Raw genomic sequence first — 17,187 nt, 5'->3', positions numbered from 1 at the left:
GACGAGGGGGAGACATGGCAGAACTTCGAACTGTGCTCACTGGGATTGCGCTCACCAGCGCACTCGTCACCGGAGGGATCGGCGCTGCTCCGCCCGCGAGCGCAGCGGAGCCCACGCACAACGTCGTCGACGGCACCCGAGCCCATCCGGAGATCACGGCCGAGACCATCCGTCAGGCGATCACTGAGGCGCGGGCAGCTGGCGCGGTGAACGAGGAGAAGGTCAACGCGGACGGCACGGAGGTCGTCGTGATCCGCGGACAGCGAGGGGTCACGCTCGAACTGCGCGACGTCAACTCCTCGTCACGCCTCGGAACCGGCTCTGACAGCTACGGCGGCATGTACGTCGCCTTCAACGCCTTCGACCAGAACCTCATCATCAGTGGTGCGATGACTGCGATCGCTGCCGGCATGTGCGCGCTCGGTCCGGCGGTCTGCGTCGTCGCCAACGTCGCGGCCGTGCTTGCGAGCACTGCGATCGGGAACGGCGGCGGCATCCGCTGCGGGACGAAGTCCCTACGCGTCTACCCGACGACGAACAAGGCTCCGCGGTGCGCGCGAGCAGTGACGTCCTGACGAAGGTCCTCACGAGCGTCACGTTCGCGGTCGTCGTCTCCGTCAGTTTGCTGGTTGCGGGCTCGGCCTACTTCGCCGCGACGCTGGGGACACCCGCGCAGTGGAGTGGGCCGCTGGCCTCGGGCCTGTCAGCCGGACTCAGCGGTGTCTACGTCGGCACGACGGCACGATGGCGTCACCGCCGCAGGACGCATCGACCACCTCAGTAGGGAGTGGAATCGCGCGTGGGAGGTCACTTCTTCCGACCACCAACGCGCGTTCCCGCTTCTCATCGCGGGCGTTGTGGGAAGGATCAGTCGCGGCGGGACAGCACGAGCTCGGCGGTACTGCGACAGGGTTTACATGTCTTATCCGACTTTTATGAGATCGAGATAAAGCGGGGAAAGGCGCCTGACATCGCGGAGCTCGGACCGGATCCTGCGAAGGCCTCTGACGTCGCACGCGTCCTGCGGCGAGAATCGACGCAGTTGGGCCCGACACGCGCAGAGCTCATCGACATGGGCCTGCTCTACACGCCAGATCACGGCTACGCGGCCTTCACCGTGCCGGACTTCGACGAGTTCATGAAGCGCGCCGTGCCAGAGCTCGTGATCCCGGAGGTCCGCCGCCGGGGGAACCAGACGGCGTAGGAGTCGAATCGCGCGTCGGAGGTTGGTTCTTCCGACCACCAACGCGCGTTCCCGCTTCTCATCGCGGGCGTTGTGGGAAGGATCAGTCGCGGCGGGACAGCACGAGGTTCACCACCGCGGCGAGCACGACGATCCCGGCCGAGATCGCGGGGAACAGCATCGCCGCCTGCGTGCCCGAGGTCTCAGCGACCTCGCCCACCACGGCAGACGTGAGCGACTGCCCGACGATGACCGCGGACCCGAGGATCGTCATCGTCGTCGCGGACCGCCCGACCGGGGAGCGGTCCGAGCCGAGGCTGTACTGCGCGACGAGCGTCGGGCCGATGCCGATGCCCATGACCGCGAGGATGATCCCGACGGCGAGGACGGAGTCTGCCGACGCGAACGCGATCGCCCCACCGAGCAGCACGACGCCGAAGACCAGCCAGCGCCAGCCGATGCCGAAGGCCCGCGGGAACGCCGCGGACCCGAGGGCCAGGCCCGCCGACCCGATGCCCATCAGGCCGTAGAGGAGCCCCGCCTGCGAGGACTCGCCGTGCGTCTCCATGAACGCGGTCAGGGACGTGAGCGTCGAGCCGAAGAAGAAGCCGATCCCGAGGATGCCGACGACGACCACGACGAGGCGCGGGCGGAGCAGCTGTCGGGCGGGCGCCTGCGCGACCTCGGTCTGCTGCCCCACGGCCAGGCGGCCGGTCGGGTGCAGGGCGAAGGCCGTGACGAAGACGAACGTCAGCACCGACGCCCCGGCGACGGCGACCCACGGCGCGATGGCGCTCGCGAGCAGTCCGACCAGGAACGGGCCGATGATGAACACCGTCTCGTCGGCCGCGGACTCGTAGGCCATCGTGCCGCTCAGGACCTTCTCCTGCCGGCCCACCGCCATGCGCTGCCGGATGATCGCGACCAACCGGGTGCGGGACATCGGGGCGACCTGCGGCGCACTGGCACCGACGAAGAACGACAGCGCCAGGACGGCGAGGTCCGGGGCACTGCTCTGCACGACGAGCACGAAGACCCCGAGCAGCACGGCGTTCGCCAGGCCGACGGGGACCAGGACCGTCCGCTGCCCGAACCGGTCGGCTGCTGCGCCGACCATCGGACCGACGATCGCCGAGCCGATGCCGACGAACGCGGAGTTGATGCCTCCGAGTGCGACCGAGTCACGGGAGGCGACGACGAGCGTCAGGACCCCGACCACCATCATCGCGAAGGGGAGCCTGGCGATGAACGCGATCGGGAAGTAGGAGCGCCCGGCGTGGGCGATCAGGGAAGCGTCTGCGGAGCGCGCCTGGAGCATGTCGTGGTGTGCCTTCTCGGCCCGCCGTGGAACTGCGGACCCATCGGGTGCCGCCGCTGTCCGCCGAGGTGCGGCGGCCGGTAGATACACACTTGCGGTCCCGAGGGTACCAGCGCGGCCGTTCCGCCCGTGGGGCGCGGACTCCCGCTCAGCGAGTCGAATCGCGCGTCGGGGGTCGTTCCATCCGACACGCAACGCGCGATCCGACCTGCCATCGCGGGTGACAGGGGTGGGAACGTGCGCCGGGACGGACTGGAGGCCCGGTGCCAGCTGGCACCGAACCTCCAGTCCGTGACGGGTCGGGTCAGGAGACGGCGCCGGAGCGCGCACCCGCCCACAGGTCGACGTCGGTGATGCCGACGGAGTGCTCGTCGATGGTGCGGAGCTCCTCGTCGGTGAAGGACAGGTTCGTCAGGGCGGCGACGTTGTCCTCGAGCTGGGACACCCGTGACGCGCCGATCACGAGCGAGGTGACGCGCTCGTCGCGGAGCGCCCACGCCAGTGCGAGCTGCGCGAGGGACTGACCGCGCGACTCGGCGAGCGCGTTCAGTGCGTTGAGGTGCTCGACGACCTCGGGCGTGATCGAGGACGGGTCGAGCGACTTGCCCGCGGCGGCACGGGAGTCGTCCGGCACCCCGTTGAGGTACTTGCCCGTGAGCAGCCCCTGCGCGAGGGCGGTGAAGCCGATCACGCCGAAGCCGAGCTCGCCGGCGGCATCGAGGAGCCCCTCGGTCTCGATCCAGCGGTTCAGCATCGAGTACGAGGGCTGGTGGATCAGGAGCGGGGTGCCGAGGTCGCGGAGGATCTCGACGGCCTCGCGGCTGCGGGCAGCGTCGTAGGAGGAGATGCCGACGTACAGCGCCTTGCCCTGCTGCACGGCGGTGTGCAGCGCGCCCATGGTCTCCTCGAGCGGCGTCGAGGAGTCGAGGCGGTGGGAGTAGAAGACGTCGACGTAGTCGAGTCCCATCCGGGTCAGGGACTGGTCGAGCGAGGCGAGGACGTACTTGCGCGAGCCGCCGCCCTGGCCGTACGGGCCGGGCCACATGTCCCAGCCGGCCTTCGTCGAGACGACCATCTCGTCGCGGTACGGGCGGAAGTCCTCGCGCATGAGGCGCCCGAAGTTGACCTCGGCGGCGCCGTAGGGCGGGCCGTAGTTGTTCGCGAGGTCGTGGTGCGTGATGCCGAGGTCGAACGCGCGACGGCTGATCGCCCGCTGGTCCTCGAAGGGCATGTCGTCCCCGAAGTTGTGCCAGTAGCCCAGGGAGAGCAGCGGCAGGTCGAGGCCGGAGCGGCCCGTCCGGCGGTACGTCATCGAGTCGTAGCGGTCGTCGCTGGCGATGTAGGTCATGCTCCGAGCCTGGCACGGGGCACCCGGGCGGGCATCGATCCGCCGTGCGAGATGTCACACGGAACCGGTACCGTGCTGGCATGACCGCGCTCCGAACGGCCACCCCGTGATCGCTGCCGCAGCGGGACTCGTCCCCGCGCTGGTGTTCCTGCTGCTCTACGTCCTGTGCCGTCGGCACGACCGGCGGATGCTGCGGAACGGGGTCTTCCTCACCGCCGCGGTCCTGTTCGGTGCTGCCGCGGTCGTGTCCATCCTGACCGCCGTCGTGCCGGGGTTCGGGGTCGTCGTCGGCCTCGTGGTGCTGCTCGTCCCGCTCGCCGTCATCGCCCTCGGGGTCGCCCTGATCGTGAACGGCGTGCAGATGCTCCGGCGCGAGGGCCGCAGCCTCGGGAACCTGCTCTCACTCGTCGCCGGCGTGCTCGTGTTCGTGCTGCCGACCGTCGCCGTCGTGGTGTTCGCGATCGCGACCGACGGGCAGCAGACCGCTGTGGGTTCCGTGGCGGTCTCCGCCGTCGTGCTGCTCGTGTTCCTCTGCGTCTACGTGGCGCTCGCCTTCGTCGCGTTCGCGGTGTACTCGGTCGTCTACGGGCGGATGCGGTTCCGCGAGGCACCGGACGCCATCGTGGTGCTCGGTTCGGGCCTGGTCCGCGGTGAGGTCCCCCCGCTGCTCCGGAGCCGACTCGACCGAGGACTCGCCCTGTACCGCAGCGAGGTCGCCGCCGGTCGCCGTCCGGTGCTGATCCCCTCGGGTGGGCAGGGCTCCGACGAGCCCCGGGCCGAGGGTGCGGCGATGGCCGAGTACCTGCTCGCGAACGGCGCCGAGGCCGGGGACGTCCTGCCCGAGACGGCGTCGCGGTCCACGCGGGAGAACCTCCGCTTCTCGCGCGCGGTGCAGACCGAGGCCGGGCGGGACGGCCACGTCGTCGTCGTGACGAACAACTACCACGTGCTCCGGGCCGCGGTGCTGGCGCGGCAGCTCGACCTGCCGGCGCAGGTGATCGGGTCACCGACGGCGCCGTACTACGTGCCGAGTGCGTTCCTGCGGGAGTTCATCGCGGTCATCGTGGAGCACCGGTGGTTGAACCTGGTGGCGTTCCTGCCGTTCGTGGCCTTCACCGGGTTCCTGCTCTGGGAGTCGTTCCAGCAGCGGTGACGGTGCGGGCGCTGCCGGCGCTGCCGCTGCCGCTGCTGCGCTCGCTCGCTTGCTCGCTCCGTAGGATCTCCACCATGGTCGAGATCCCGCAACCCAGGCCGACCGACCTGCTGACGATCGGCGAGGTCGTCGCGCGGACGGGCGTCGCCGCGTCGGCACTGCACTTCTACGAGCGCAAGGGCCTGATCCACCCCGAACGGACCGACGGCGGCACGCGGCTGTACCCACGGCACATGGAGCGGCGGATCGCCATCATCCAGGTCGCCAAGCGCCTCGGCATCCCCCTGAGCGAGGTCGCCGACCAGTTCGCGGCCCTGCCCGAGGACCGGATGCCGTCGCTGCGGGACTGGGCCCGGCTGAACGAGCGGTGGCGGGCGCGACTCCGTGCCCGGCAGCTCGAGCTCGCCCGGCTACAGGAGGAGATGACCCGGTGCATCGGCTGCGGGTGCGTCTCGCTCACCGCCTGCCTGGTCGTGAACCCCGGCGACGCGCTCAGCTCCGAGGGACACGGCGCCCGTCGGCTGCTGCCGATCGAGGACGACGAGGGCGCCGAGGGCGCGGAGGGCGCGGCCTAGGACCCGGCCGGTCGGAGCCCGTCGTCGAACCGCGTCAGCAGCGCGACGGCGTCCGTCACCCGGGTGGGGTCGTCCGTCGTCGCGTCACCCAGTGCCGCACGGAGCTTGCCGGCCCAGTGCGCGCGCAGCACCCGGATGTTGACGGCCGCCTGCTCGGTGGCGAACAGCTGCACGAGCCGGGCGTCGCGAGGGTCGGCGCGGCGGTCCACCATGCCCTTCGCGACGAGCGATCGGAGCGCTGCGCTGAGGTTGCTCCGCTGCAGTGCCGTCGCCTCGGCCGTGGCGCTCGGTGACGTGCCCGGGTGCAGGTCGACCCAGCGCAGGACGATGACCTCGGTGCCGGTGAGCGGCACGACGTCGAGGGCCGAGCTGCCGTTCGGGTCGATCTCGCGCGAGACCCGGAGCACGAGGTCCGCGAGGTCTGCGAGCGCCTCGTCGGTCACCGCGGAGTCCATGCCTGCACTGTAGCGCCGATGGGCAATGGTTATGCATTCATAACCCAATGAGTTATGGTTTCAGCATCATGACCACGGACACCGGCACCATCCGCGCGGACATCGCGACATCCACGACCCGGCAGCAGGGCATCACCACCGCCCTGCTGCTCGTGCTCGGCCTGCTCAGCGCCGTGGCACCCTTCGCCACCGACCTGTACCTGCCGGCATTCCCCGAGATGACGACCGAGCTGCAGACCTCGGCGACGACCGTGCAGCTCACCCTCACCGCGTTCCTGGTCGGTGTGACCGTCGGACAGCTCGTCTTCGGGCCGCTCTCCGACCGCTTCGGCCGCGTCCCGCCGCTCGTCGCCGGGGCTGTGCTGTGCGTCCTCGCGAGCGCGGCTGCGGTCTTCGCACCGAGCATCGGCGTGCTCATCGCTGCCCGACTGCTGCAGGGGCTCGGCGGCGCGGCCGGCATGGTCATCAGCCGTGCGGTCATCTCCGACCTGGCGACCGGCAAGCCCGCCGCCCGGGCGTTCTCGCTCATGATGATCGTCGGCGGCGTCGCCCCGGTCGTGGCACCGCTGCTCGGCGGACTGCTCACCGGTCCGATCGGCTGGCGCGGGCTGCTCACCATCGTGCTCGGCCTGTCGGTCGTCATGCTCGTGGCGGTGCTGGCCGTGATCCGCGAGACCCACCTGCGGTCCCGCCGCGACGAGCTCCGCGCGGAACGCCAGGCGACGGGATCGCCGCTGCGGGCCCTGCGCTCGCGCACGTTCCTCGGCTACACCGCGGTGTTCGGCTTCGCGTTCGCGGTGATGATGGCGTACATCTCGGCGTCGCCGTTCCTGTACCAGGAGATGATCGGCTTCGGCACGGTCGAGTACGGGATCGCGTTCGGCATCAACGCCCTGGCGTTGATGGGCGTCAGCATCCTGTCCGCCAAGCTGACCGAGCGGTACTCCGTGCGGGGCGTGCTGTCGCTCGGCATCGTGCTGGTGCTCGCGTCGACGGTGGCCTTCGCCCTGCTCGTCGCCACCAGCGCTCCCGTGGTCGCCCTGGCCGTGCCGCTCTTCACCGCAGTCGGCAGCCTCGGACTGGTGCTCGGCAACGCGACGGCGCTGGCGCTCGGAGCCGTGCCGTCCGCCGCGGGCAGTGCGTCGGCGGTGCTCGGCGCGCTGCAGTTCGGCCTCGCGGCGCTGGTCTCCCCGCTGGTGAGCATCGGCGGGTCCGCGACGGCCGCTCCCCTGGCGATCGTGATGCTCGCGGCGGCGGTCGTCGCGGTCATCGCGCTGCTGGCCGCGCGCGGCAGGTCCGTGCGCGCGGCCTGAACCGCCGAGGGGTCGGGGCGGGTACCGACTCAGAACGACACCGTGGAGGTCGTACGACAGCGACGTTGTCGTTCCGAGTCGGGCAGGCCGCCGCACCCGCACGCGTCAGCGCGCGACGGGCCTCGCCGGACGCAGCACCGGCAGCCGCGGCATCAGCCAGTCGACCCACACCAACCGCGCCGCCGGGGCCACGGCGAGTGCCCACGCCACCGAGGCCAGCGCGTCGGTCGGGTAGTGCACCGCGTCGATCGTCACCGAGAACCACACGACGACGACCGCCACCGTGCCCACGACGACGGCCACACGGTGCCACCGGGTGTCGCGCAGCACCCAGCACAGCGCGATCGTGAACGCCACCATGAACACGGTGTGCCCACTCGGGTAGCCCGGGTCCGGCTGCACGGGGAACGGGTGCGGCAGCACGCTGACGTCGGGCCGGGCGCGGTGCACGAGCTCCTTGACGATCGCCGACGGCACCCAGGTGATCGCGACCACCCCGGCGAACGCCGCCGCCGGTCGGATGTTCCGCTGCACCGCCCAGATCACGCCAGTGACGACGACGGTGACGATGATCGCCGGCACGGGGCTGATCGCGTGGTAGACGCCGTCCGTGAACGCCCGGAGCGCTCCCGTGTGCAGCTCGTTGAGGGCCTTCGCGAGGCCGATGTCGACGGTGCCCAGGAAGAACCCGACGACGGTCAGGACGAGCACCGCCGCGATGCCGATCACGAGCGTCGACAGCGGGTAGGCGGAGCGGACGAGGATGCCGTTCGCGTCGGGCTCTCGTCGGCGGGGGCGGAGCGGCGGCGCGTCGTCGATCATCCGCCCATCGTCCCAGTCCGACGGGCGAAGTCACGGCTCGGTCCGATCAGAGAACACACAGGACGCCAGAACACACAGGAGCGCGCCACCGACTAGACCGGGAGGAGTCCACCACGAGAGGAACCGCATGCCAACCGTCGCCGAGACCATCGTCGCCACCCTCCGCGAGAACGACGTCCACCGCGTCTACGGACTGCCCGGGGACTCCCTCAACGGCTTCACCGACGCCATCCGCAAGGACGGCACGATCAGCTGGGAGCACGTCCGTCACGAGGAGGCGGCCGCGTTCGCCGCGGCAGCCGAAGCCGACCTCACCGGGGACCTCGCGGTGTGCGCGGGCAGCTGCGGACCGGGCAACCTGCACCTGATCAACGGCCTCTACGACGCGAACCGATCCCGCGTGCCCGTCCTCGCGATCGCCGCGCACATCCCGACGGCGGAGATCGGCACCGGGTACTTCCAGGAGACCCACCCGCAGGAGCTCTTCCGCGAGTGCTCGGTCTACGTCGAGTACGTCGCCGACCCGGTGCAGATGCCTCGCCTGCTCGAGATCGCGATCCGCGAGGCCGTCGAGAAGCGTGGCGTCGCCGTGCTCGTCATCCCCGGCGACGTCCTGCTCGCCGAGGCGAAGGACGACCGCGCGGTCCGCATCGACCGCGCCGAACCGCGCATCATCCCCTCCGACGCGGAGCTCCGGCGCACGGCCGACCTGCTGAACGGCGCCGACAAGATCACGATCCTCGCCGGTGCCGGTGTCGCCGGCGCCCACGACGAGGTCGTCGCCCTCGCGGAGCGCCTGCAGGCCCCGATCGTGCACGCCATGCGCGGCAAGGAGCACATCGAGTGGGACAACCCCTACGACGTCGGGATGACCGGTCTGCTCGGGTTCGCGTCGGGCTACCGCGCGATGGAGGACGCCGACGTCGTCCTCATGCTCGGCACGGACTTCCCCTACCCGCAGTTCTTCCCCGCGAAGGCGAAGCACGTGCAGGTCGACATCCGCGGCGAACAGCTCGGCAAACGGCACCCGGTCGACATCGGACTGGTCGGCACCGTGAAGGACACCGCTGTCGGGCTCCTGCCGCTGCTGACCGCCTCGAAGCCGGCACACCACCTCGAGGACGCCCGGAAGCACTACCGGAAGACGCGGGAGAAGCTGGACGACCTGGCCGTGCCCGCGGGGAAGCACAAGCCCCTGCACCCGCAGTACGTCGCCCGGGTCCTCGACCAGCTCGCCGACGACGACGCCGTGTTCATCCCCGACGTCGGCTCCCCCGTGGTGTGGGCGTCGCGCTACCTGACGATGAACGGCAAGCGTCGGCTGATCGGGTCGTTCTGGCACGGCTCCATGGCGAACGCGATGCCGCAGGCAATCGGTGCGCAGACCGCGTTCCCGGACCGGCAGGTCATCGCCATGTCGGGTGACGGTGGCCTGACGATGCTGCTCGGTGAGCTCGTCACGATCGTGCAGAACAAGCTGCCGGTGAAGATCGTCGTGTTCGACAACTCCTCGCTGAACTTCGTCGAGCTCGAGATGAAGGCCGCCGGCTTCGTCAACTTCGGCACCGAGCTGACGAACCCGGACTTCGCCGCCGTGGCCGAGGCGATCGGGCTGAAGGGCTTCCGCGTCGACGAATCCGACCAGTTGGAGGATGCGCTCGCCGCCGCGCTCGCCCATGACGGGCCGGCCCTGGTGTCCGTCAAGGCGAACCGGCAGGAGCTGTCGATGCCGCCGGCGGTCACGCTCGAGCAGGCGAAGGGCTTCACGCTCTACGCGATCCGCACCGTCCTGAGCGGACGCGGAGACGAGCTGCTCGACCTGGCGTCGACCAACTTCCGGCAGTTCATCTGACGCGGGCGGGCTGGAGGACCCAGCCACAGGCGGACGGGAGGCTCGGTGCACGCTGGTACCGAGCCTCCCGTCCGCTGACGGTGCGGACCGCAGCCAGTGCGCTGCGTCAGCGGCGTCTCCGCCGCCGGCACGGATCAGGCGCCGGCACCGCCGTCGACGGGGATCATCGCGCCCGTCACCATCGCGGCACGGTCGCTCAGGAGCCATGCGGCGACCTCGGCGACCTCCTCCGGTTCCGCCATCCGCCCGAGCGGGATCGAGGCGTTGACCTGCTCGATGATCCCTGGGGTCGCCGCTTCCCAGGCGTCGATCATCTCCGTGGCGGTGCCACCCGGGGTGATCCCGTTCACCCGGATGCGGTCGGACGCCCAGGTCACGGCCGCGGTCTCGGTGATGCTGTTGAGCGCCCGCTTCATGGCACCGTACGCGGGGAGTGCCGGGTTCGCGCGCCGACTGCCGATGCTCGAGGTGTTCACGATGGCTCCGGCACCCGTCCGACGCATCAGAGCCGCCTCCGCGGTCATCGCGACCCAGTGGCCCCGGAAGTTCACGGCGAACTGCGCGTCGATGTCCTCGTCGCTCGTGGTGTCGAGCGGCCCGGGGTGCTGGATCGCCGCGCCGTTGTTGAACGCACCGTCGAGCCGTCCGTGGAGCTCGTCGACCCGTCCGACGGCAGCGCGGATGCTCTCCGGGTCGGCGAGGTCGAGCGGCACGGCATCGGCGACCCCGCCGGCAGCGCGCACCTGGGCCACGACGGCGTCGAGCGCGGCGGCGCTCCGGGCCGCGAGCACGACGGCCGCACCCTCCCGGGCGAAGAGCCGGGCCGCTGCGGCGCCGATGCCGCGGCTGGCGCCGGTGATGAACACGACCTTGCCGGTGAGCAGGCCGATCGGAGCGGTCGTGGACGTGTCGGGGGTGGACTGGATGCTGTTCTCGGTCATGGCGTCAGCGTCCCCTGGCGCCGATCGACGCAGCCAGGTACGACCGGTACCACGACGGCGGCGGCGCACCGGGCGCAGACTCCTGGCATGGACAAGCAGGAGTTGGCGGCGTTCCTCCGGTCGCGGCGGGAACGGTTGCAGCCGTCGGACGTCGGGCTGATGGCGGGTGCTCGACGGCGGACGCCCGGACTGCGGCGAGAAGAGGTGGCCGTCCTGGCCCACATCTCGACCGAGTACTACGTGCGACTCGAACAGGGCCGCGCACCACGGCCGTCCGCCGAGGTGCTCGCAGGCATCGCCGGGTCGCTCCGCCTCTCAGCCGTCGAGTCGGCGCACCTCCACACCCTGGCGGGCACGGCGCCGCTCCACCACGGACGGGTGCGCCGCGACGTCCGACCGAGCATCACCGCCCTCGTCGAGCGCCTGCCGCAGACGGCGGCGATCGTGCTGTCTGCCACGTTCGAGGTGCTCGCGTGGAACGCCCTGGCGGCCGCGCTCATGGAGGACTTCGGCGAGCGGCAACCGTCCGAGCGGAACCTCGCCCGGCGGGCGTTCCCACCCGGGTCGCACCCCGACGTCGACGTACCGCCCTACGGCATCTCCGACGGTGCCGAGTTCCGCCAGCACGTCGTCCGGCAGCTCCGTGCCGTCCGGGCGGAGTACCCGGAGGACCCGTCCGTGGTCGGGCTCGTCGAGGAGCTCCGCGCGGACAGCGGGGAGTTCGCGCGGCTGTGGGACCGTCACGACGTCCCGACGACGACCGTGCTGTCCAAGACGTTCGACCACCCCGTGGTCGGCCCGGTCACGGTCGACTGCGACAGTCTCGCCCTGGTCGACCGGGGCCAGTGGCTCGTGCTCTACACGGCGCCGACGGGATCCCCGGACGCCGACGCCCTCGCACTCCTCGGCGTTCTGGGGGTCGAGGGCGTCCGCGCCGGCTGATCGACCCGGCAGCGGGTGGCATCGAAAAAGCAGTTAGGTTAGCCTTACCTAACGTGACAGCCTCCATCGAACTGTTGACCAATGCCACTGCCGATCAGTACCGCCGGATGGTCCATGCGACCGTCGACCGGATCGCCGACCGGGTCCAACGCGTCGAGCACCCCACGACGTACACGCCAGCGGCCGAACTCCGCAGACGTGTCCGCGCGGTCGACCTCGACCAGGCACCGCTCGGCACCGACGCCGCCCTCGTCGAGCTCGACGACCTGTTCGTCCGCGAAGCGGTGTGGTTCCACGACCCCGGGTACCTCGCACACCTGAACTGCCCCGTGGCCCTGCCCGCCGTCGCCGCGGAGTCGGTGCTCGCGGCCGTGAACCCCTCGGTCGACACCTGGGACCAGTCGCGGATCGGCACCGAGATCGAGCGGCACGTCATCGAGTGGGTGGCGAGCCGGATCGGGTTCACGGGTGGCGACGGGGTCTTCACCTCCGGTGGCTCGCAGTCGAACCTGCAGGCGCTGCTGCTGGCCCGCGAAGCGACCGCCGCACAGCACGCGGGCGCCCAGCACGCGGCCGCACACCACACGGATGCCCCACATACGGACGGCCACCGCGCGCAGCCCCCGCTCCACCCCGTCGTCTTCGCCACCGCCGAGTCCCACTTCAGCGTCCGCAAATCCGCGCACGTCCTCGGCCTGCCCGCCGACGCCGTCGTGGACGTGGCCACCGACGCGTCCGGCCGCATGCTCCCCGACGCCCTGGCGACCGCCGTCGCCCGTGCACGTCGAGCGGGGCGCACCCCGATGGCCGTCGTCGCCACTGCGGGCACCACCGACCGCGGGGTGATCGACCCGCTCCAGGCGATCGCCGACGTGTGCGACCTCGAGGACGTCTGGCTGCACGTGGACGCGGCCTACGGCTGTGGCCTCCTCGTGTCGCCGACCCGGCGCCACCTGCTCGACGGGATCGAGCGTGCCAGGAGCGTGACGGCCGACTTCCACAAGTCGTTCTTCCAGCCGGTGTCGTCGAGCGCGCTCGTGGTGCGCGATCCACGCGACCTGCGCCGAGCCTCCTGGCATGCCGACTACCTGAACCCCGAGGACGCGACCGAGCCGAACCAGGTCGACAAGTCCCTCCAGACGACGCGGCGGTTCGACGCGCTGAAGCTCTGGGCGACCCTGCGCGCCACCGGCGCCGACGGGATCGGCCGGGCGTTCGACGCGGTCATCGACCTGACCGAGGCGACGCACGCCCTGGTCGCAGCGCAGCAGGACCTGGTGCTCGTCGCACCGACACAGCTCAGCACGGTGCTGTTCCGCTTCCAGCCGGAGGGCATGTCCGACGCCGAGGCGGACGCCCTGGTCGGTCCCCTCCGCGCTACGCTGCTCGCCGAGGGGCGCGTGCTCATCGCCAAGACCGTGATCGACGGCCGTCCGTGCAACAAGCTGACGATCCTCGATCCGGACACGACGACGACGCAGATGCAGGCGGCACTGGCCCACGTGGTCGCGACGGCCGAGCAGCTGGCCAGGACCACCAGCTCGACGGGAGCAGCCCGATGAGCACAGCACCCCGCACGACACCCCGCACAGCGACCCGAACGACACCCCACGACCAGCCCGTCCACGACCTCGTGGGCATCGGCATCGGCCCGTTCAACCTCGGTCTCGCCTGCCTCAGCGACCCCCTGGACGACGTCGACGCGGTCTTCCTCGACGCGGCCGACGGCTTCGCCTGGCACCACGGCATGATGCTCGACGACGCCACGATCCAGGTCCCGTTCCTAGCGGACCTGGTCACGATGGCCGACCCGACGTCGCCGTTCTCGTTCCTCGCCTGGCTCAAGGAGACCGGACGGCTCTACCCCTTCTACATCCGCGAGGACTTCCACCCCCTGCGCCGCGAGTACGACGCCTACTGCCGGTGGGCGGCGGACCGGCTCGACACCCTGCGCTGGGGTCGCCACGTCACAGCCGTCGAGCACGACGACGCCGCGGACCTGTTCACCGTGCACGCCGACACCGACCACGGTCCTGAGACCTACCTCGCCCGTCACGTCGTGCTCGGGATCGGCACGGAGCCGTCGGTGCCGGACGCACTCCGGGGGCTCGACGGTCCGGTCGTCCACTCGGCCGAGTACCTGCCGAACCGCGATGCCCTGCGCGGTGCAGCGTCGGTGGCGGTCGTCGGCAGCGGGCAGTCCGCCGCCGAGGTCTACCGCGACCTGCTCGAGGACGTCCGGCAGCGCGGCTCCCGCCTGGACTGGATCACGCGGTCGCCCCGCTTCTTCCCGATGGAGGACACCAAGCTCACGCTCGAGATGACCTCACCGGAGTACACGGACCACTTCCACGCCCTGCCGGAGGACGTCCGCGACCGCCTCGGCCGCGAGCAGCGCGGGCTCTACAAGGGCATCAGCGCCGACCTGGTCGACGACCTCTACGACACGCTCTACCGGATCAGCGCGAGCGGACCGGTCCCGGCGACGCTCCGCACCGAGACCAGCGTGGTCGACGCCACCTGGCTCGCCGACCGGCGCACGTACCGGCTGACGCTCCGGCACGAGCAGCTCGGGACGACGTACGAGCACGAGGTCGAACGCCTCGTCCTCGCGACCGGCTACACCGCTCGCCCGCCGCGGTTCCTCGACCCCGTCGAGCACCTGGTCGGACGCGACGCACGTGGTCGCCTGGCGGTCGCCCGCGACCACCACGTCGACTCGCTGGGCGGCCGGATCTGGGTGCAGAACGCCGAGGAACACACGCACGGGCTCACCGCCCCGGACCTCGGCATGGGCGCGTGGCGGAACGCGTCGATCCTGCGGTCCGTCACGGGTCGGTCCGCATACGGCCTGGAGGACCGGATCGCCTTCCAGGAGTTCGGCCTGCCCCTCTCGGGGGCGCGCCGATGAGCGCGGGCACGGATCTGCGGGACGCTGGCAGCCCGGCGGACGCGACCGCGAGCCTCCTGTCCGTCGAACCGGTGGACCCGGATCGCGACGCCGCCGTCGTGCAGTCCTGGCTCGCGCACCCCGCGTCCGCGTGCTGGGCGATGGGCGACCTCGACGTGCCGGCGGTACGCGAGTACCTGGCGTCCGTGCAGGCCGACCCGGCGCAGGCCGCGTGGCTCGGACGGCGCGACGGCGTCCCCTGCTTCCTGGTCGAGACGTACGACCCGGCGACCGTGCTGCTCACCGACGTGTGGGCGGCGGAGCCCGGCGACGTCGGCATGCACCTGCTCGTCGCCCCACCGCCCGACACCGGCCGCGTCCACGGGCTCACGAGCGCCGTCATGCGCGCCACGGTCGAGCACTGCCGGGACACGCTCGGTGCCCGGCGCGTGGTCGTCGAGCCCGACGTGCGGAACACCACCGTGCAGGCGAAGAACGCGGAGGTCGGGTTCCGCGCCCTCCGCGAGGTGGACGTCGACGGCAAGCGGGCGCTGCTGTCCGTGCTCGAGACCGACCGGATCGGCGTGCCGGACGACGACGGCCCGGCAGCGCACCTGCGACCGGAGCACCTCGAGCCGGCGCAGCGGCACCTCGTCGCGAAGGCGATCGCCGAGTTCACGCACGAGCGGCTCATCGCGCCGACCGCCGACGGTGACGCCTGGCAGGTCCGAGCCGGGGCGTCGACGTACCGGTTCCGGTCGCGGCGCCACGAGCTCGAGCACTGGTCGGTCGACGAGGCCTCGCTGACCCGGACGCACACCGCCGACGGGCTCCCCGTCCCGCTCGACGCGCAGGAGCTCGTCCTCGAGCTGGTCGACGTGCTCGGGATCCCGGAGCACCTGCTCGGCACCTACCTGGAGGAGATCGCCTCGACGCTCGCCAGCGCTGCCGCGAAGCACCGGCGCGGTGGACCGTCCGCCAGACAGCTCGCCGAGGGCCGCTCCGACGGCGACGTGGTGGCCGCGTTCCAGGACGTCGAGGCAGCGATGACCGAGGGGCACCCGGCGTTCGTCGCGGCGAACGGTCGGATCGGCTTCGGGCTCGACGAGTACCGCGCGTACGCACCGGAGCTCGGCGGTCGGTTCCGGTACCGCTGGCTCGCCGCCCGCCGTGCCCGCACGCACCTCGCGCTGGCAGCGGACCGGACCGAGGACGCCCACTGGGCCGCCGAGCTCGACCCCGCGACGGTCGCCACGTTCCGGGACACCCTGGCCCGGCGAGGGCTCGACCCGTCGGAGTACACCTGGCTGCCGGTGCACCCGTGGCAGTGGCAGCACCGCATCGCGGTGACCTTCGCGCCGGACCTCGGCCGGCAGGACCTCGTCGACCTCGGGGAGGGACCGGACCTCCACCAGCCGCAGCAGTCCATCCGCACGGCGTTCAACCGCTCCGCACCCGGGCGGTCCTACGTCAAGACGGCGCTGGCGGTGCAGAACATGGGGTTCCTGCGCGGGATGTCCCCCGCGTACATGCGTGCGACCCCCGCGGTCAACGACTGGGTGGCGGCGATCGTGTCCGAGGACGCGACGCTCCAGGCGTGCGGGTTCTCGGTGCTCCGCGAGCACGCCGCGATCGGGTACACCGGTGACGCGTACCACCGGGCGGACGTGCCGTCGCCGCAGCGGAAGATGCTCGCGGCACTCTGGCGCGAGAGCCCCGTCCCCCAGCTGGCCGCCGGGGAGCGACTCGTCACGATGGCGTCACTGCTGCACCGGGACGCCGCCGGACGGTCCGTCGTCAGCGCCCTCGTGTCGACGTCGGGCCTGGGCGCCGAGGAGTGGGTGCGACGGTACCTCGACGCCTACCTGCTGCCCGTCGTGCACTGTCTGACCGTCCACGACGTCGCCTTCATGCCGCACGGCGAGAACCTGGTGCTCGTGCTCCGGGACGGCGCCGTCGTCCGGGCGGTGATGAAGGACATCGGCGAGGAGGTCGTCGTCGTCGCGCCACGAGCGGTCCCCGCGGGGATCGAGCGCATCGTGCAACCGGTCGACGACGACGAGGCGGCGCTGTCCGTGTTCACCGACGTGTTCGACGGCGTGCTGCGGTTCGTGGCGGCGGTCCTGGACGACGACGGGGTCCTGCCGGCGTCCCGGTTCTGGGCGCTCGTCGGTGCCTGCGTCGACGCGCACGCCGACGCGCACCCGGACCGCCGGCCCCTGGACCTCCGGGCACCCGCGTTCCGGCACTCCTGCCTGAACCGGCTCCAGCTGCGGAACACCGTGTCGATGGTGGACCTGGCGGACCAGTCGGCGTCGCTGATCCACGCGGGGACGATGCCGAACCCGATCGCGCGCTGACGAACGACGATCCCGAACGCGGACGCGACGGATCC

Annotated in this window: 15 protein-coding genes; 10 read left to right on the top strand and 5 right to left on the bottom strand. The window is 71.4% G+C overall.

Annotated features, from left to right (window positions below; translation table 11 throughout):
* The first annotated feature begins 14 nt into the window (after window positions 1–14).
* Complete coding sequence (locus ITJ54_RS15340; protein ID WP_194629716.1) at window positions 15–575, top strand: hypothetical protein; 561 nt, start codon at window positions 15–17, stop codon at window positions 573–575.
* A gap of 467 nt (window positions 576–1,042) precedes the next feature.
* The gene (locus ITJ54_RS15335) at window positions 1,043–1,204 is read left to right on the top strand and encodes a hypothetical protein (protein ID WP_228509491.1); all 162 of its coding nucleotides are present in this window, start codon (window positions 1,043–1,045) and stop codon (window positions 1,202–1,204) included.
* 82 nt (window positions 1,205–1,286) lie between these two features.
* On the opposite strand, the gene ITJ54_RS15330 is transcribed toward ITJ54_RS15335, so the two are convergent.
* Window positions 1,287–2,501: an MFS transporter gene (locus tag ITJ54_RS15330; RefSeq protein ID WP_194629714.1), complete on the bottom strand. Its 1,215-nt coding sequence runs from the start codon at window positions 2,499–2,501 to the stop codon at window positions 1,287–1,289.
* A 304-nt stretch (window positions 2,502–2,805) separates the two neighbouring features.
* Complete coding sequence (gene mgrA / locus ITJ54_RS15325) at window positions 2,806–3,849, bottom strand: L-glyceraldehyde 3-phosphate reductase (protein ID WP_194629712.1); 1,044 nt, start codon at window positions 3,847–3,849, stop codon at window positions 2,806–2,808.
* 106 nt (window positions 3,850–3,955) lie between these two features.
* Between mgrA and ITJ54_RS15320 the strand changes: the two genes are divergently transcribed.
* The gene (locus ITJ54_RS15320; protein WP_323741752.1) at window positions 3,956–5,002 is read left to right on the top strand and encodes a YdcF family protein; all 1,047 of its coding nucleotides are present in this window, start codon (window positions 3,956–3,958) and stop codon (window positions 5,000–5,002) included.
* A gap of 74 nt (window positions 5,003–5,076) precedes the next feature.
* On the top strand, window positions 5,077–5,577 hold the full coding sequence (gene soxR / locus ITJ54_RS15315) for a redox-sensitive transcriptional activator SoxR (RefSeq protein ID WP_194629710.1): 501 nt from the start codon (window positions 5,077–5,079) through the stop codon (window positions 5,575–5,577).
* On the opposite strand, the gene ITJ54_RS15310 is transcribed toward soxR, so the two are convergent.
* Window positions 5,574–6,032 carry a MarR family winged helix-turn-helix transcriptional regulator gene (locus tag ITJ54_RS15310; RefSeq protein WP_228509490.1) on the bottom strand — a complete coding sequence of 153 codons (459 nt, stop codon included), beginning with the start codon at window positions 6,030–6,032 and terminating at the stop codon, window positions 5,574–5,576. The two genes, soxR and ITJ54_RS15310, sit on opposite strands and share 4 nt — an antisense overlap.
* A gap of 68 nt (window positions 6,033–6,100) precedes the next feature.
* On the opposite strand from ITJ54_RS15310, the gene ITJ54_RS15305 reads away from it, so the two are divergent.
* Window positions 6,101–7,345 carry a multidrug effflux MFS transporter gene (locus ITJ54_RS15305; protein ID WP_194629708.1) on the top strand — a complete coding sequence of 415 codons (1,245 nt, stop codon included), beginning with the start codon at window positions 6,101–6,103 and terminating at the stop codon, window positions 7,343–7,345.
* A 105-nt stretch (window positions 7,346–7,450) separates the two neighbouring features.
* On the opposite strand, the gene ITJ54_RS15300 is transcribed toward ITJ54_RS15305, so the two are convergent.
* The gene (locus ITJ54_RS15300) at window positions 7,451–8,167 is read right to left on the bottom strand and encodes a phosphatase PAP2 family protein (RefSeq protein WP_194629707.1); all 717 of its coding nucleotides are present in this window, start codon (window positions 8,165–8,167) and stop codon (window positions 7,451–7,453) included.
* A gap of 127 nt (window positions 8,168–8,294) precedes the next feature.
* Here ITJ54_RS15300 and poxB point away from each other — a divergent pair, with 127 nt between their 5' ends.
* Window positions 8,295–10,019, top strand: coding sequence for a ubiquinone-dependent pyruvate dehydrogenase (poxB, locus tag ITJ54_RS15295; protein WP_194629706.1), 1,725 nt, complete (start codon window positions 8,295–8,297; stop codon window positions 10,017–10,019).
* A gap of 134 nt (window positions 10,020–10,153) precedes the next feature.
* On the opposite strand, the gene ITJ54_RS15290 is transcribed toward poxB, so the two are convergent.
* The gene (locus ITJ54_RS15290) at window positions 10,154–10,960 is read right to left on the bottom strand and encodes an SDR family NAD(P)-dependent oxidoreductase (RefSeq protein WP_194629705.1); all 807 of its coding nucleotides are present in this window, start codon (window positions 10,958–10,960) and stop codon (window positions 10,154–10,156) included.
* An 87-nt stretch (window positions 10,961–11,047) separates the two neighbouring features.
* On the opposite strand from ITJ54_RS15290, the gene ITJ54_RS15285 reads away from it, so the two are divergent.
* From ITJ54_RS15285 to ITJ54_RS15270, 4 genes are read left to right on the top strand one after another with little or no spacing between them, the layout of a single operon-like run.
* On the top strand, window positions 11,048–11,902 hold the full coding sequence (locus ITJ54_RS15285; protein ID WP_194629704.1) for a helix-turn-helix transcriptional regulator: 855 nt from the start codon (window positions 11,048–11,050) through the stop codon (window positions 11,900–11,902).
* Window positions 11,903–11,955: 53 nt separating this feature from the next.
* Window positions 11,956–13,464 (top strand): pyridoxal phosphate-dependent decarboxylase family protein, encoded by a 1,509-nt coding sequence (locus ITJ54_RS15280; RefSeq protein WP_323741751.1) that lies wholly within the window; start codon window positions 11,956–11,958, stop codon window positions 13,462–13,464.
* Window positions 13,461–14,813 carry a lysine N(6)-hydroxylase/L-ornithine N(5)-oxygenase family protein gene (locus tag ITJ54_RS15275; RefSeq protein WP_194629703.1) on the top strand — a complete coding sequence of 451 codons (1,353 nt, stop codon included), beginning with the start codon at window positions 13,461–13,463 and terminating at the stop codon, window positions 14,811–14,813. The genes ITJ54_RS15280 and ITJ54_RS15275 overlap by 4 nt, the downstream gene beginning before the upstream one ends.
* Window positions 14,810–17,152, top strand: coding sequence for a GNAT family N-acetyltransferase (locus ITJ54_RS15270; RefSeq protein ID WP_194629702.1), 2,343 nt, complete (start codon window positions 14,810–14,812; stop codon window positions 17,150–17,152). The genes ITJ54_RS15275 and ITJ54_RS15270 overlap by 4 nt, the downstream gene beginning before the upstream one ends.
* Window positions 17,153–17,187 lie beyond the last annotated feature (35 nt).

The organism is Curtobacterium sp. VKM Ac-2865 (genome assembly GCF_015350905.1).
In the GTDB taxonomy this organism is placed as follows: Bacteria; Actinomycetota; Actinomycetes; order Actinomycetales; family Microbacteriaceae; genus Curtobacterium.
This window is presented reverse-complemented; position numbering and strand designations above follow the sequence as displayed.

Bases quoted from the DNA above. Each gene is read 5' to 3' on its own strand.
- ITJ54_RS15340 (WP_194629716.1), top strand. From the start codon at position 15: ATGGCAGAACTTCGAACTGTGCTCACTGGGATTGCGCTCACCAGCGCA.
- ITJ54_RS15330 (WP_194629714.1), bottom strand. From the start codon at position 2,501: ATGCTCCAGGCGCGCTCCGCAGACGCTTCCCTGATCGCCCACGCCGGG.
- mgrA (WP_194629712.1), bottom strand. From the start codon at position 3,849: ATGACCTACATCGCCAGCGACGACCGCTACGACTCGATGACGTACCGC.
- soxR (WP_194629710.1), top strand. From the start codon at position 5,077: ATGGTCGAGATCCCGCAACCCAGGCCGACCGACCTGCTGACGATCGGC.
- ITJ54_RS15310 (WP_228509490.1), bottom strand. From the start codon at position 6,032: ATGGACTCCGCGGTGACCGACGAGGCGCTCGCAGACCTCGCGGACCTC.
- ITJ54_RS15305 (WP_194629708.1), top strand. From the start codon at position 6,101: ATGACCACGGACACCGGCACCATCCGCGCGGACATCGCGACATCCACG.
- ITJ54_RS15300 (WP_194629707.1), bottom strand. From the start codon at position 8,167: ATGATCGACGACGCGCCGCCGCTCCGCCCCCGCCGACGAGAGCCCGAC.
- poxB (WP_194629706.1), top strand. From the start codon at position 8,295: ATGCCAACCGTCGCCGAGACCATCGTCGCCACCCTCCGCGAGAACGAC.
- ITJ54_RS15290 (WP_194629705.1), bottom strand. From the start codon at position 10,960: ATGACCGAGAACAGCATCCAGTCCACCCCCGACACGTCCACGACCGCT.
- ITJ54_RS15285 (WP_194629704.1), top strand. From the start codon at position 11,048: ATGGACAAGCAGGAGTTGGCGGCGTTCCTCCGGTCGCGGCGGGAACGG.
- ITJ54_RS15275 (WP_194629703.1), top strand. From the start codon at position 13,461: ATGAGCACAGCACCCCGCACGACACCCCGCACAGCGACCCGAACGACA.
- ITJ54_RS15270 (WP_194629702.1), top strand. From the start codon at position 14,810: ATGAGCGCGGGCACGGATCTGCGGGACGCTGGCAGCCCGGCGGACGCG.